The following is a 15,553-nucleotide window of genomic DNA, read 5'->3' as shown; positions in this document are numbered from 1 at the left end:
ACATGTCATCCCGCTCGCCGCGAGCTTCTGCTACCTCAACACACGGCGCCCCAAAGCCGCATTTTAAACGAGCAAAATCTTCCGATTCTGTGCGTAATGCCAAGAGTCCACAACGTCATCGCAAACCAACAAACGGGCAACGTGCGCGTGCCGATAAGCCAAGAGTGTCTCCTCAAGACCGTAAAGTGGTGATCTTCAATAAGCCGTTTGACACGCTGAGCCAGTTTACCGACGGTGAAGGGCGTAAAACTCTGGCGGATTTTATTCCGCTCAAGGACATTTATGCCGCCGGTCGCCTTGACCGTGACAGTGAAGGACTGATGGTTCTGACTAATGATGGTATTTTGCAGGCCCGCCTGACTCAGCCGCAGTCTAAATCGCCGAAGACCTACTGGGTGCAGGTGGAAGGCGCCCCGCAAGAGCAAGATCTGCAACAGCTGCGGCGCGGAGTCACGCTCAAAGATGGCCCGACTCTGCCTGCAAAGGTGGCTATTATGACCGAGCCAAAACTCTGGGATCGCCATCCGCCGGTACGCTATCGCGCTGCAATCCCTACCACCTGGCTGGCCATCACCATCATCGAAGGACGCAACCGTCAGGTGCGCCGCATGACCGCACATATCGGCTTCCCTACCCTACGCCTGATCCGCTATTCTATGGGTGATATTGTACTCGGCGACCTGCAGCCGGGTGAATGGAAAGAGATCAAGCTCTGACACACAGATCAAACTTATCCGGCCCATTGTTGTTTCTCAGGCCAAAAGCAAAACGCCCTCAAGGGCGTTTTGTATTATGTCGTACTGTCGTATCACTAAGCGTTACTTGTGGCGCTCTTTGAGCTTATCAATCACATCGCTCATCGACAGGCCTTGATCTTGCAACAACACCAGCAGGTGGTAAATCAGGTCAGCCGATTCACAAATCAGTTCCGCCTTATCGCCCGACGTCGCCGCAAGCGCGACTTCAACGCCTTCTTCGCCCACTTTCTGCGAAATACGTTTGGTACCACGCGAATATAGGCTGGCAGTGTAAGAGGACTCTGGGTCGGCACTCTTGCGGGCAGCCAGTAGCTGCTCAAGTTGATGAAGCCACACCATTTGTGACTCCTCTTGCGAGTCGCCATCCCAACAGGTCGTGGTACCGGTGTGACACGTTGGACCGATTGGGTTGACTTTAACCAACAGCGTGTCCTGGTCACAATCCAAAGCGATATTTTTCAGTTGTAACACATTGCCCGAGGTTTCACCCTTGGTCCAAAGACGCTCTTTGGTGCGTGAGAAAAACGTCACCTGTTCAGTTTGCAGCGTCTTTGCCAGAGCGTCCTGGTTCATGTAACCCATCATCAGCACCTGGCTGGATGCGAAATCCTGGACAATTGCCGGTACAAGACCATCGACCTTTTCCCAGTTAATGCGGTCTGAGAGCTCTGTCAGGCTTGGTACTGCTTGGCTCATAGTCTTACCTCGATCTCTTGTTGTTTTAAATACTGTTTTAGTTCACCAATATTGATGATCTGTTTGTGGAACACCGATGCCGCCAGGGCGCCATCGACATTAGCCAGCTTGTAAGCATCGGCGAAATGTTCCATCGCACCGGCACCGCCAGACGCGATCAAAGGCACTTTACACACTGAACGCACCATGTTGAGCTGCTCAAGATCGTAACCATTACGCACGCCGTCCTGGTTCATCATATTCAGCACGATTTCACCGGCACCGCGTTTCTGCACTTCCTGCACCCAGTCTTTGGTTTCCCATTGGGTTGCTTTGGTACATGCTTCATCACCGGTAAACTGATACACCTGGTATTTACCGGTCTCTTTATCAAAGTAAGAGTCGATACCCACCACAATACACTGCACGCCGAATTTATCCGCCAAATCCGTGATCAACTGCGGGTTGGCCAGAGCCGGAGAGTTAATCGACACTTTATCCGCGCCGAACTCCAGAATACGCGCTGCATCTTCTGCTGACTTGATGCCGCCGGCGACACAGAAAGGGATATCAATCACCTCCGCCACACGAGACACCCAGCTTTTATCCACCACGCGGCCATCACTGGATGCGGTGATATCGTAAAATACCAGCTCATCCGCGCCCTCTGCGGCGTAACGTTGTGCCAGCGGGACGATATCACCGATGATTTCGTGGTTACGGAACTGAACGCCCTTCACCACCTGACCATCACGAACGTCGAGACAAGGGATTATGCGTTTTGCCAACATGCGAACGCCTCCTGTGCGGTAAATTTACCATCCAGCAGGGCGCGACCTACGATCACACCTGCTACACCAGTATCTTTCAGTGCTTCGATATCCGCCAGACTACCGATACCGCCCGAAGACTGGAACTGCACCTGAGGATACTGCTTACATAAATCAACATACAGATCAACGTTCGAGCCCGCCAGTGTACCGTCACGGGAAATGTCGGTACACAGCACGTGCTTAAGACCGACCGTCAGGTAGTCATCTATCAGAGCTTCGATGGTTACACCTGAGTCTTCCTGCCAGCCGGAAATCGCGACCTTACGCACGCCGTCAGCATCAATGTTGATGTCCAGCGCCAGAACAATCTTTTCTGCGCCGTATTTGCTCATCCAGCCTTTAACCAATTCTGGTTGTTTTACTGCGGTAGAACCAACCACAACACGCTGTGCACCCGCTTCCAGCAAATCAATCACGTCTTGCTCACTGCGCACACCACCACCAATCTGGATGTGAGCCGGAGTGCTGGCCAGCAGTCTGGCAATCAGATCGAGCTGACGTGCCGTGGTATCTTTGGCGCCAGTCAGGTCAACCAGGTGCAGCCAGTTCGCACCAGCCTGGTGATACAGATTGAACTGCTCTGCTGGGTCCACTTTATATTCGGTGACCTGGCCGTAATCGCCCTGATACAAACGTACCACCTGGCCTTCAATTAAATCTAATGCGGGAATGATCATCACTATTCCTTATTAAGGCCTGATAACCGTCATCAGGCACTCATCCTTACAATTCCAAAAAGTTTTGAATCAGCTTTGAACCGGCTTTTTGAAGAACGTTCCGGGTGGAACTGCACGCCGTAGTAATTGCCATTCTGGATCGCTGCACTAAACGGGTTGCCATACTGACACTGAGCAATGGTGTAATCCCCCACCGGCATCGCAAAGCTGTGCACAAAGTAGAAGTACTCACCTTCTTCAATATCTTTAAACAGCGGATGCCCTGGCGTGGCTGATACGGTATTCCAGCCCATGTGCGGCAGTGGCAGGTCGCCGGTTTGCATCAGGCGGACTTCGCCTTCTACCAGGCCAAGACAGTCAACGATCTCATCGGCCTTCTGACCTTTCTCTTCCGACAGTTTGCCCAAAAGCTGCATGCCAAGACAAATACCCAGCATCGGCTTTTCAACTTTCTTGACCAGCTCAATAAGATTGCGCTGCTTGAGGTTTTGCATCGCTTCGCTCGCAGTGCCCACCCCAGGTAAAAACAGTTTATCTGCCGCCAGCACTACGGCAGGGTCTTTGGAGATGGTCACCAGGTAGCCAAGACGTTCAATCGCAAAGCGCACGGAAGAAACGTTGGCACAACCGGTATCAATGATAACGACCTTCTGACTCTGGCTCATTACAACACCCCTTTACTGCTCGGCAGCTCATTGCCTTGCACCTGAATGGCCTGGCGCAGCGTACGGCCGAAGGCTTTGAACAGGCTCTCAATGATGTGGTGATCATTCTCACCTGCTGAAGACAGGTGCAGCGTACACGCCAGCGTGTCAGTCAGAGAACGGAAGAAGTGATACACCATTTCAGTCGACAAGTCGCCCACCTGAGGACGGCTGAACTCAGCATCAAACTTAAGGTAAGGACGACCAGACAGATCCAGCGCACACTGTGCCAGACACTCGTCCATCGGCAGACTGAAACCAAAACGACCGATACCGCGTTTGTCGCCCAGCGCATCTTTCAATGCCTGCCCCAGGGCCAGTGCAGTATCTTCAACCGTGTGGTGATCATCAATGTGCAGATCGCCCACCACTTTCAGTTTCATCTGGAAGCCGCCGTGCGTGGCGATTTGATCCAGCATATGGTCAAAAAAGCCCAGACCGGTTTCAATCTGGTTGCCGCCGGTTTCATCCAGATTGACAGCCACCTGAATATCGGTTTCTTTGGTCTTGCGCACCACTTGAGCGGTACGCGCTTTGATCGTCAGATCTTTAACGATTGCTGGCCAACCCATGGTTTCCGGGTGGTACTGGATACCACGAATTGCCATGTTTTCAGCCAGCTGTAAATCCGTCGCACGGTCGCCAACCACAACAGAGTGTTGGAAATCCACCCGGCCGCTTTGCAGGTATTCTTTCACCATACCCAGTTTAGGCTTACGGCAGGAGCAGTTGTCTTTCTCAAAGTGAGGGCAGATTAGCACATCGTCAAATTTCACACCCTGCGATGCAAAAATGTCCATCATCATATTGTGCGGTGCATCGAAATCTTGCTGCGGATAGCTGTCGGTGCCAAGACCGTCCTGGTTGGTTACCATCACCAAACGGTAACCGGCATCTTGTAGCGCCAGCAGGCTTGGGATGACATAAGGTTCAAGCTTCAGTTTATCTAAACGGTCAACCTGAAAATCAACCGGCGGCTCAACAATTAAGGTGCCATCACGGTCGATAAAAAGAATTTTTTGTTGATTGCTCACGGGAATATCCTTTTCTTAACGGCAGCGCGGACAGCACTGCCACACTCATCACAGATCAGTGTTCATTAATTATCGATTACTGGTAATAATTGCGAATAAACGCAACGGTTTTTTCACACTCTTCCCGGTTTCCGACTGAAATTCGTACGCAGTTTTCAATCGGTGAATTACGCAGAATGATGCCGTGGTCCCAGGCGGCTTTAAACAGCGCATCGCCATCCGGGAATTTCACCAGCAGGTAGTTACCCCAGCCTTCAAATACGGTGAGACCTGCAATCATCTGCAGACCCACCTGCAGATAAGCACGGTTGGCGTTGAGATCCAGAACCTGGAACTTAGCACGAGCCAGGCCGGCTTCAGACAGTGCCTGCACCGCGATATCGGCGACCGGTACCGGTACCGGATACGGCGCAATCACTTTCAGCAGTACATTAATCAGCTCTTCATTCGCCAGGGTGAAACCACAACGCAATCCTGCCAGCGCAAACGCTTTTGACAACGTGCGCAGAATCGCCAGATTTGAGTACTGTGCCAGCAGATCAACCGTCGAGGCTTCCGGACAGAAATCAATATAAGCTTCATCCATGACGACAATGGCACGGTCTTTGGTCATTTCCAGCAGCTTAACGATATCAGTGCGCTTGACCAGGTTACCGGTCGGGTTGTTCGGGCTGCAGACAAAGACCAGTTTGACGTTGTCCAGATTGGCTTCGATCGCATCCAGATCCAGCTGCCATTCAGCCGTCAGAGGCACTACTTTACGCTCAACACCGATTGTCTCAGCGCTGATCGCGTACATACCATAGGTCGGCGGGCAGTAAAGAATCGCGTCTTCATTCGGCTCACAAAAAGCGCGAATCAGCAGCTCAATGCCTTCATCGGCACCACGTGAGGTCAGCACCTGATTACCCTGCACACCAGCGTAGGCCGCATAAGCCTCGATAAGTGCAGGCGGCTGACAATCGCTGTAACGGTTAAGACGGGTAAAATCCGTTTTATACTCGTTGTCGAATGGTGATTCATTGGCATTGAGCCAAACATCACCACTACCGCCGATGCGGCGCGCTGACATATAAGGTGTCAGTGCCTGAACTTGTTTACGAGCGAGTTTTTCCATGATGATTACGCCTTTTGTAACTTTTCAACCCGGATGGTGACTGCACGTCGGTGTGCATCCAAACCTTCCGCATTTGCCATTGCAACCACTGTCGGAGCCAGAGCCTGCAGACCATCTGCGCTTAGCTCCTGCACTGTCATACGTTTACTGAAATCCGCCAGACCAAGACTCGAGTACGTACGGGTATAACCGTATGTCGGCAATACGTGGTTGGTACCGGAAGCGTAGTCACCGACAGATTCCGGTGACCAGTCACCGAGGAAAATAGAACCTGCATTATCAAGCAAAGGCACCAGTTCACGTGGATTCTTAGTCTGAACAATCAGGTGTTCCGGGCCATAGTAGTTAGAGATAGAGACCGCCTGAGTCAGGGACTCGGCAATAATAATCAGGCTTGATGCCAGTGCCTTCTCAGCAATTGCAGAGCGGGAAAGCTGCGCCAACTGCTTTTGCACCGCATCAGTGACCTGGTCAGCGATAACAGGTGACGGCGTCACTAAAACCACTTGTGAATCAGGGCCGTGTTCTGCCTGGCTGAGCAAATCTGCCGCGATAAAGTCAGCATCAGCCGTTTCATCAGCGATGACCAGCACTTCAGACGGGCCCGCCGGCATATCGATCGCTGCACCGCGGAAATCATTGCTGACCTGACGCTTAGCTTCGGTTACGTAAGCGTTGCCAGGGCCGAAAATTTTATCCACTTTAGACACAGTTTCTGTGCCGTAAGCCATCGCCGCAATCGCCTGACCACCACCAACGTTATACACTTCATCGATGTTACACAGTTTGGCGACGTACAGGATCTCATCGGCAATTGGCGGCGGTGAGCAAAGCACCACTTTACGGCAGCCGGCAATTTGTGCAGGCACACCGAGCATCAGAACCGTTGAAGGCAGCGGCGCACTGCCGCCCGGAATGTACAGGCCTACTTTGTTGATCGAACGAGTTACCTGCTCACAAACCACGCCTGGCATGGTTTCCACTTTGATCGGTTGTGGCTTCTGCGCTTTGTGGAATTTAGCAATGTTGGTGTAAGCCTGATCGAGAGCCTGTTTCATCTCATCAGTCAGACGTTCAGACGCTGCATCAATTTCTTGCTGAGAAACGCGGATCGATTCCGGCTTCACGCGGTCAAATTTTTCCGTCAGTTCCAATAATGCGGCATCACCGCGGGCACGGACCTGACCAATCACTTCTGAAACAGCAGCAGTAATGTTTGCTCCTTCAGCGATTGCCGGACGCTGCAGAATAGAATCCTGCTGCTCTTCACTTAATGATTGCCATACAACGGTTCTCATGGCGACTACTCCATAATTTTTTCAATCGGTAGTACAAGGATAGAACTTGCGCCCAGCGCTTTCAGTTGTTCCATCGTTTCCCAGAACAGGTTCTCAGAGCTCACCATGTGCACGGCTACTTTCGTTTTGTCTTCAGACAGAGGCAGAACCGTTGGATCTTCCGCACCCGGCAGCAGAGACTTAATCTGAGCCAGTTTGTCAGCCGGAGCGTGCAGCATGATGTATTTCGACTCTTTCGCCTGTTGAACACCTTGCATACGCGCCAACAGTTTCTCGATCAACGCCACTTTATCCGCTGCAAAATCACCACCACGCTGAATCAGAACCGCTTTTGATTCATAGATGACTTCCACTTCTTTCAGGCCGTTGGCTTCCAGTGTTGCGCCAGTAGATACCAGGTCGGCAATCGCATCAGCAAGGCCAGCGCGCGGAGCGACCTCAACAGACCCCGTCAGCATACAGGTACTGAAATCAATGCCCTGCTTGTCCATGTAAGACTTCAGCAGTTGAGGGTAAGTGGTTGCAATGCGCTTACCACGCAGGTCCTGAGGGCCGTTGTAAGGCATTTCTTTATCGATAGCGATAGACAGACGGCAGCCGCCAAAATCCATGCGGCGCAGAGGCACGTAGTTGCTTGGCTGGTTCAGAGCCTGGCGATCAAGACAGGCTTCTTCCAGGACGTTCTCACCGACAAAACCAAGGTCAACCACGCCATCCATGATCAGGCCCGGAATATCGTCATCACGAACCAGCAGCAGGTCGATTGGCATATTTAGTGAGTGAACCACCAGACGCTCACCCATGATGTTAAATTTAACACCGCACTTTTTCAGTAGTTCCTGGCACTCTTTGCTCAGGCGACCTTTCTTCTGAACGGCGATTCGTAGGCGTTGTGTCTGCATTACATGATTCCTTTGTAAGATATTGAATTTATTTCAGATTTATCTGAGCCAGATAGAAAAAAACCCTCGAGAGATTTGTCTCCCGAGGGTCTGATTTCTGAAAATTTTTTCATATAACCACCGGGAGAGTCCTGCCTCCCGGGTATGCGTACATCTCCCGAAAGACTGCTTAGGGATGATGGTGATGATGAATATTCATTACAAAATTACGCATACTATTTACTTCTGAACTGGTTAACTTGATTGGTTTCAACACTAACTAAGCTCGACAGAATTTGCAACTGCTAATTGCATTTTTTTTCCTGCCACGGGTTAAATAGTATGAAATACCCTAACAACCTTTAAAAAAAACAACGTCACTTCTGCTGATCGACATCACTTTTACTGATCTTAGCGGCAACACTGATAATGCCGGCCTGATGAGTTGCTACTCAGCGAACACCTTAAAATAACCGTTGCACAGCAATTACCTTCACAAAAAAACGTGTCTGAGCGATAGCTTTCTCATATATAAGACAGCCAATCGCTCCCTAATTAGCCCAGAAGCACTAGGGTTATATGGAGTCTTGTTTAACAAGGTACGAAGCTGTGAGCACCCATGTCGATGTGTTATGCCCGAATGATTATAAAACTCTGGAGCTGATTGGCAGTAGCTCGAGTATGGCAGATATACGCAACAAAATCTCCAAATACGCCGCCAGCGATGCCGAAGTACTGATCCAGGGTGAAACCGGGGTGGGTAAAGGGTTGTGTGCCAAACTGATTCACTCACTGTCCGCACGAGCCCAGTATCCGTTTATTGAGGTCAATTGTGGCTCCATAGCCAGTGGTCTGATCGCGTCCGAACTGTTTGGCCATCAAAAAGGCGCCTTTACCGGCGCTATTGCCGACCACATTGGTTATATCCAGCGTTCCAATCACGGCACCCTGTTTTTGGATGAGATCGGAGATATGCCCTCTGATTTGCAGATTCATCTGCTGCACTTTATTGAATCTAAAAAAATGCAACGTCTGGGGTCTGACAGTTCGGTATCCGTTGACTGTCGTATCATTGCGGCCAGTCACGTCGATCTCAAACACGACATCATTCAGGGCGGTTTCCGAGAGGACTTGTATTACCGACTCAATATCTTGCCGCTGTATATTCCGGCATTAAGAGAACGTAAGGCAGATATTCCTGATTATGCCCAGTATTTCCTCAACTTATTGAGCGACGGCAAGAAAAAACACCTCAGTAAAGCCGTGGTCGACTATCTGACCCGCCACTCATGGCCAGGGAATGTGCGTGAGCTCAGAAATGTCATTCAGCGTGCAATTATCATGTGCGGAGACAAAAACATCACCATTGCGGATTTGGGGCTTGAAATTGCAGATCGGCAAATGCTACCGGCATCGGACACGATTGATTCTGATTACCTGCTGCAGGTCATCAGTGACCACAAGCATAATATGAGTGCTGCAGCGCGCTATATGGGAATATCACGTACGACACTTTATCGACTATTAAAGAAATATAATTTGCAGAAATAGGCGTTTTGGCGCCTGCTCTGAGTCATGCCGGGTTATACCGCCTTCAGTGACCATCTCAACACAAATAAAAAACTCCGCGCTTGCGGAGTTTTTTATCAACCGGGCCAGTTTTTATAATCCAGCTCAGGCTTACCAAACAGCCACCTGGTTATCAGACGGTTATCAGGCCGTTTTCAGGCTCGCCATTTTGGCACGGGATAGCGTCACAAAGGCAAAACAGACCGCAATAAATACCGCCGTTGCTGCCGCCAGAGACAGGAATACCGATGCTGTCATACCCAGTACGACATACCCAATCGCCGAAACACCCGCTACAGCCAGTGAGTAAGGCAGCTGAGTCGAAACGTGGTCGATATGGTTACAGCGCGCGCCGGTAGAAGAAAGAATCGTGGTGTCTGAAATTGGAGAACAGTGATCGCCAAATACAGAACCGGCCAAAACCGCACTCAGCATCGGCAGCATTAATGCAATGTCTGTCGCACCGGCCATATCACCGGCAATCGGTAACATGATACCGAAGGTACCCCATGATGTACCCGTTGCGAATGCCATGATGCCCGAAAGCACAAACAGGATGACCGGCAACCACTGCGAATCGATATTCCCCTGCACCAGAGACGACAGGTAAGCACCGGTCTTCATATCACCGATCACCGCACCAATCGTCCAGGCAAAGATAAGAATCAGGATGGCACCAAACATCGACTTTGCGCCAACCCACAGTGTCGCGCCAATTTCGCTGATCGCAATCCCCTGCTTCACGACGGTAAACAGAGCGACTGCTAGGCCAACCAAGCCGCCATATATCAGTGATGTACCGACATTCGTGTTCTCGAAAGCACCCAAGATATTGAACGCAGTACCCTGTTCTGACAATGATTGACCACCGGTCCACAACATCGCGCCAATCGTGGCGATAACCAGCGCCACAATCGGAAAAATAAGGTCAGACACTTTTCCATTTTCACTTTCACGAATATCCAGTTCATCATTCAGATCGCGAGCCTGGGCATCCGCATCGGAACCTTTACCCATAGATGCGGCAATTTCGTGCTTGCGCATCGGGCCGATATCCATCTGGAACCAGACCACGACAAACACCATGATTAAGGCAAAAATCGCGTAGAAGTTCATCGGTACCAGACGCAGATAAGCACCCAGCGGAGAATAGTCACTAATACCGTGAGAGACCAGGATACCACTGATAATGGTCATGATATAAGCGCCCCAGCTTGAAGCTGGCATAACAACACACATAGGGGCTGCGGTCGAATCAAGAATGTACGCCAGCTTTGAGCGCGATACATTAAAACGATCAGTCACAGGACGCGAGATAGAACCAACAGCGAGGCTGTTAAAGTAATCATCAACGAAGATGAATACGCCCAGAAATGCCGCCAGCAACTTAGCACCACGTTTGCTTTTAACCCGGACCTGGGCCCACTCGGCAAACGCACGGGTACCACCTGAGAGAGACAACAGCGCCGTCATCATGCCAAGCAGCAGAAGAAATCCGACGATACTCATATTCCAGGTGTTCAGTCCGCCGTCTTCGACAAAAACGTTTGAGACTTTTTCACCGATGTAACTCAATGCTCCACCCACTGAATAATCAGCCAGTAAAAGCGCACCCAATATAATACCGACACCCAGTGAAACCAGAACACGGCGTGTTACGATCGCCAGCGTCAATGCCACCAAAGGCGGAAGTACAGAAAACGGTGAGGTAGCAAAATCAATTAAATTCATGATCTTCAAAAACCAGTAATAAATGGCTAGAGATCTACTGCAGACAAACTACACGAACTAACGCGTAACTTATGTTGAACTAAGCGAAAGGGAAGCGAACACTTCACCCAACCCTACAGTAGCGCTCCATAGTTTAAGGAAAAAATAGACTATGGCAGTGTTGTCCCTATTCGCTGACAACCCCAGCCAGACGCATTGACAGGCGTGCTGACTTCGGCGATATCACCTTTTGTCATAACTCACTGGCATCACCCTAATCATGACTACTTATCGATATCGCGCCTCTACATCGAAACCAGGACAAACATCTCTGTTAAGCAGTTGTAACAGATTCTCATCCCGAACTTCGCATCAGGTGCGCGCTATTGTACTTATGATAATTATCAATGCAACACATCCTGTTACTCAATTTTGATCACAAAATGTTGAAATCCATTTCATTGCTGAGACCCATTTCATACAATTATGCAATGAATATCACTTCGCTTATTTGCGTTTGTGCGATAAATTGCTCCTTTTAACCAATTCAGCGAATAAAACCATAAATAAGATAAGGGTGAAGCGGGAGTAATAAATTGCCCACGGCGCAGTTATTTTATTTTTACAAATATTTTTCTTAATATTACACTTTCATTGTTGCCAGAATAAATCGCTGGGTTTACTATTGAACTGTTAAAAGAATTTATTTCATAGGAATCGGTAATGTCGGAAATTACAAAAACTCTGTTGAATATTCGCAGCCTTCGTGCGTACGCTCGTGAATTGACTGTTGAACAACTAGAAGAAGCACTGGATAAATTATCTACTGTTGTTGAAGAACGCAAAGAAGCGGAAGAAGAAGAACGTGCAGCACGTGAAGCTCAAGAGGCTAAATTAGCCGCTATCGCTGAGCAAATTGCAAAAGACGGCATTGATGTTGATGCTCTTATTACTGCACTTGCTGGTGAAACTAAAACAAAAACGAAAGGCAAACGTGCTCCTCGCCCAGCTAAGTATAAATACATGGACAACGGTGTAGAAAAGACTTGGACAGGCCAAGGTCGTACTCCATCGGTTATCCAACAAGCTCTGGACGAAGGTAAATCTCTCGAAGACTTCGCACTTTAATAGCTTATCTTTTAATAAGGCTCCCATATGGGGGCCTTTTTTTCTATTGATATAAATATTTATGCGCTACAGAATGAGCATGAAACCGCTTACAGATTTAACACAGGTCGCCGTTAGATTTTGTTACAGATAAGTGGCTTAAACAATAAACGACATGCTTTCCATAATTTAACTCAATAACCAATAAAGGCATCAACTCAAAATCAGCAAGCAGCGCTGTTGTTGATTTTTATCCCGCAGGTAAATAAAAAGCACTACCAAATTGGCAGTGCTTACAGATACGTATCAAGTTTATTGCCGCAATCAAGCCTAGCTCACTGATGAGCCGCGATTAACGTTCCCAGTATGCTTCTTCCAGGCTATCTTCACGCTCAGGCAGACCACGAGACAAGCGCGGCGAGTGCTGAACCAGGACTTCATAGCTTACTCGGTTGGAATATTTACACACCTGAGAGAAAGACGAATAAGTCAAAAACTCGTGCTGATGCTTGCTGGAGTTAGGAACGTTCTCTTTATGATACTTATTTGCAGCCATATCGTGTAACAACGCCGACAGCGCCGCATCCCCTGCTCCATTGGTATTTTTTATTTTCTCCGGCCCCCCCATATAAGGCGCAATATGAGAATAAATACGCAGCGGATTAATACAGCTGACTTTGGTTGCCGGGCGACTGAACTCATAGCGGTTAAATTCTGGAATAGAGCCGGGTAACAGAGGCAATGAAGTTTCACGCTTACTGGATTCTTCCGTATAACCTGCCATAAACAAACCGACAGGACCTGCCGTACATAACACCAGATCAACCCAATCCAACGCTTTATCCGAAGCCGCAAGCGGATCGCTTTCGCCGGTCAGAGCTTGCGCTTCATCTTCGTTCATGGCTAACACAGACACGTGATCATTGAGGAACTGCTGCCAGAATGCTGGGTCATCCTGAATAACAAATTTAGTCCCTAACGTCAGCACCACAGGCACGTCATGTTTTTTGGCGTATTCTATCGCTCGCATGGTTGCATCAGGCATAGGGTCGCCTTCTTTGCAACGCACTAAATACGCTGTGAGCACTAATGCAGAAGCACTTTTAAAAATCTTTTCCGGGATATTATCCGGACTGAGCTGATTCATCTGACCTTCACTAATCGCAAAAGTTCGTTCACCATCTTCAGTAATTAACGCAAAACAGCGGCCAATCGCGCCGTCAACACCTTGGAGGTAATTCAAATCCATACGACTGGATGTATTACATAGATAGCGGTATCCGTAGCTGCCGATCTTTATATCCTGACTCATAACCCCTAATAACGTTGAACGGTCATCAGCTAATACCGAATAATTATGAAGCGTGTTACCTATAGTTCCACCTGCATATTCATTGGTAATCAATTGCTCAGACTTCAACTCGCTATATAGAGCTTCTGCACTCTCATCACTGATCACCAGCGAATGCCCCTTGCTCAACCCATAACGCTCAATCAGGCCGGTATCGACTTTTGCTTCAATATCAACCAATGTCTGATCAATACCAATAATGTGGGTACGTGACATTCTTTTACTTTCTTGTGCTTGAATCACAAGCGGGTCACGGGCATGAACCGGGAAATAGTGTTTGGATTTGCGTTGGCCGGGAAATTTCATAACGTCAGTATAGGCTCGGATGGAAAGGATGCGCGATTCTACCCCGCGTCCAATGTTGCGGCAACTCACACAATTATAGCAAACGTTTGCAATGATGATATTTTTAGCAATAGCAAAAATAATAACGATTGCACTCTGAACTCCGCTATTTAGACAATGAGATCACGCCCATCTCCTTATATTAATCGCTGTTTTACATCCCCCAACTTTAACCGTGTTTTTACAGGCAACACTGTCCTCATGGAAATGATGTTGTTGGTCAAAAACTGCGTTTAAACAACCGCAGAGAGCGTCTGTGTGAAGTGTGATTCGAGTCGCGGATCTGTCCTCAAAAAAAATCTTTCTGTTAGAATCTGCCTCCTAGTTAATTAAGTGGTGTTTAGTCATGTCAGAAAACCGCAACGCAAACAGCCAAAAGAAAGTTATTGTCGGCATGTCAGGTGGCGTTGATTCCTCCGTTTCAGCTTATCTCCTGCAACAGCAGGGCTACCAGGTCGAAGGCCTGTTTATGAAGAACTGGGAAGAGGATGATAACGAAGAATACTGCACTGCTGCCGAAGATCTTGCTGATGCTCAGGCGGTCTGTGACAAACTGGGTATCTATTTGCATACCATCAACTTCGCAGCAGAATACTGGGACAATGTGTTCGAGTATTTCCTGGAAGAGTACAAAGCCGGCCGTACCCCAAACCCGGACATTCTTTGTAACAAAGAAATTAAGTTCAAAGCGTTTCTGGAATTCGCAGATGAAGTACTCGATGCAGACTACATTGCGATGGGCCACTACGTACGCCGTACTTTCCCTGAGCAGGGTGAGAAGCCTCAGATGCTGCGAGGCCTGGACAGCAATAAAGATCAGAGTTACTTCCTGTACACGCTGAGTCACGAGCAAGTCGCACGCAGCCTGTTCCCTGTTGGTGAACTGGAAAAACCAGAAGTACGCCGTATTGCTGAAGAGCAAGGGCTGATCACGGCGAAGAAAAAAGATTCAACCGGTATTTGTTTCATCGGTGAGCGCAAATTTACCGATTTCCTTTCTCGCTATTTACCGGCTCAGCCGGGTAAAATCGAAACACCGGAAGGTAAAGTCATCGGCGAACACCAAGGCCTGATGTATCACACCCTGGGCCAGCGTAAAGGCCTGCATATCGGTGGTTTAAAAGACGGTTCCGAATTGCCTTGGTATGTAGCAGAGAAAGATCTGAAACGTAACGTGCTGATTGCTGTTCAGGGTGCCGATCACCCACTGCTGAAATCAGAGGGTTTAGTGGCCTCTCAACTACACTGGGTAGATCGCGAAATCATTACAGCACCAACACGTTGCACAGTCAAAACCCGCTACCGCCAGGCTGATATACCATGTACTATCATCCCTCTTGATGACAGTAATATCAAAGTTATGTTTGATGAACCGCAGGTTGCAGTGACCCCGGGTCAGTCAGCGGTATTCTACCAAGGCGAAGTTTGTCTGGGTGGCGGTATCATCGAAGAGCGCATCGTTTAGGCATTCAGGACTTAGTCAACTTTAGGAGT

The 15,553-nt window shown here is 48.9% G+C and carries 13 protein-coding genes, 1 pseudogene, 1 riboswitch and 1 other annotated feature; of the genes and pseudogenes, 4 read left to right on the top strand and 10 right to left on the bottom strand.

All coding sequences use genetic code 11. The annotated features are described in order from the left end of the window. Nucleotides 1-2: 2 nt before the first annotated feature. Entirely contained in the window at nucleotides 3-716 is a 714-nt protein-coding gene (locus KNV97_RS09445) for a pseudouridine synthase (RefSeq protein ID WP_218562962.1), read from the top strand. Between the two features lie 102 nt (nucleotides 717-818). On the opposite strand, the gene hisIE is transcribed toward KNV97_RS09445, so the two are convergent. The 8 genes and pseudogenes from hisIE to hisG form a co-directional block, all read right to left on the bottom strand. Beyond that, nucleotides 819-1,454 carry a bifunctional phosphoribosyl-AMP cyclohydrolase/phosphoribosyl-ATP diphosphatase HisIE gene (gene hisIE / locus KNV97_RS09440; RefSeq protein ID WP_136484452.1) on the bottom strand — a complete coding sequence of 212 codons (636 nt, stop codon included), beginning with the start codon at nucleotides 1,452-1,454 and terminating at the stop codon, nucleotides 819-821. After that, a complete protein-coding gene (gene hisF, locus KNV97_RS09435; RefSeq protein ID WP_218562961.1) occupies nucleotides 1,451-2,224 on the bottom strand; it encodes an imidazole glycerol phosphate synthase subunit HisF in 774 nt (257 codons plus the stop codon). The genes hisIE and hisF overlap by 4 nt, the downstream gene beginning before the upstream one ends. Then, nucleotides 2,206-2,943, bottom strand: a complete 738-nt coding sequence (hisA, locus tag KNV97_RS09430) for a 1-(5-phosphoribosyl)-5-[(5-phosphoribosylamino)methylideneamino]imidazole-4-carboxamide isomerase (RefSeq protein ID WP_136484450.1) — start codon at nucleotides 2,941-2,943, stop codon at nucleotides 2,206-2,208. The genes hisF and hisA overlap by 19 nt, the downstream gene beginning before the upstream one ends. Before the next feature lie 46 nt (nucleotides 2,944-2,989). After that, a pseudogene (hisH, locus tag KNV97_RS09425) lies at nucleotides 2,990-3,608 on the bottom strand (imidazole glycerol phosphate synthase subunit HisH). Continuing rightward, nucleotides 3,608-4,681, bottom strand: a complete 1,074-nt coding sequence (hisB, locus tag KNV97_RS09420; protein ID WP_218562960.1) for a bifunctional histidinol-phosphatase/imidazoleglycerol-phosphate dehydratase HisB — start codon at nucleotides 4,679-4,681, stop codon at nucleotides 3,608-3,610. Before hisB ends, hisH begins: the two are co-directional and overlap by 1 nt. A gap of 76 nt (nucleotides 4,682-4,757) precedes the next feature. After that, entirely contained in the window at nucleotides 4,758-5,798 is a 1,041-nt protein-coding gene (hisC, locus tag KNV97_RS09415) for a histidinol-phosphate transaminase (protein WP_218562959.1), read from the bottom strand. 5 nt (nucleotides 5,799-5,803) lie between these two features. Next, complete coding sequence (gene hisD, locus KNV97_RS09410; protein WP_136484446.1) at nucleotides 5,804-7,096, bottom strand: histidinol dehydrogenase; 1,293 nt, start codon at nucleotides 7,094-7,096, stop codon at nucleotides 5,804-5,806. A 5-nt stretch (nucleotides 7,097-7,101) separates the two neighbouring features. Continuing rightward, on the bottom strand, nucleotides 7,102-7,998 hold the full coding sequence (gene hisG, locus KNV97_RS09405) for an ATP phosphoribosyltransferase (protein ID WP_218562958.1): 897 nt from the start codon (nucleotides 7,996-7,998) through the stop codon (nucleotides 7,102-7,104). Nucleotides 7,999-8,052: 54 nt separating this feature from the next. Continuing rightward, nucleotides 8,053-8,189 (bottom strand) — a sequence feature (His leader region). Nucleotides 8,190-8,658: 469 nt separating this feature from the next. On the opposite strand from hisG, the gene KNV97_RS09400 reads away from it, so the two are divergent. Continuing rightward, nucleotides 8,659-9,528, top strand: coding sequence for a sigma-54 interaction domain-containing protein (locus tag KNV97_RS09400; RefSeq protein WP_256612987.1), 870 nt, complete (start codon nucleotides 8,659-8,661; stop codon nucleotides 9,526-9,528). A 162-nt stretch (nucleotides 9,529-9,690) separates the two neighbouring features. Here KNV97_RS09400 and KNV97_RS09395 read toward each other — a convergent pair whose 3' ends face one another. Beyond that, nucleotides 9,691-11,277, bottom strand: coding sequence for a Na+/H+ antiporter NhaC family protein (locus KNV97_RS09395; RefSeq protein WP_218562956.1), 1,587 nt, complete (start codon nucleotides 11,275-11,277; stop codon nucleotides 9,691-9,693). A 111-nt stretch (nucleotides 11,278-11,388) separates the two neighbouring features. Next, nucleotides 11,389-11,572, bottom strand: a riboswitch (Lysine riboswitch). A 407-nt stretch (nucleotides 11,573-11,979) separates the two neighbouring features. On the opposite strand from KNV97_RS09395, the gene KNV97_RS09390 reads away from it, so the two are divergent. Further along, a complete protein-coding gene (locus tag KNV97_RS09390; RefSeq protein ID WP_136484442.1) occupies nucleotides 11,980-12,384 on the top strand; it encodes an H-NS family histone-like protein in 405 nt (134 codons plus the stop codon). 331 nt (nucleotides 12,385-12,715) lie between these two features. Here the strand turns inward: KNV97_RS09390 and KNV97_RS09385 are convergent, their stop codons facing one another. Next, nucleotides 12,716-14,020, bottom strand: coding sequence for an inosine/guanosine kinase (locus KNV97_RS09385; protein WP_136484441.1), 1,305 nt, complete (start codon nucleotides 14,018-14,020; stop codon nucleotides 12,716-12,718). Nucleotides 14,021-14,405: 385 nt separating this feature from the next. Between KNV97_RS09385 and mnmA the strand changes: the two genes are divergently transcribed. Further along, entirely contained in the window at nucleotides 14,406-15,524 is a 1,119-nt protein-coding gene (mnmA, locus tag KNV97_RS09380) for a tRNA 2-thiouridine(34) synthase MnmA (RefSeq protein WP_218562955.1), read from the top strand. Nucleotides 15,525-15,553: the final 29 nt, after the last annotated feature.

It is taken from the genome of Vibrio ostreae (genome assembly GCF_019226825.1).
Lineage (GTDB): Bacteria > Pseudomonadota > Gammaproteobacteria > Enterobacterales > Vibrionaceae > Vibrio > Vibrio ostreae.
This window is presented reverse-complemented; position numbering and strand designations above follow the sequence as displayed.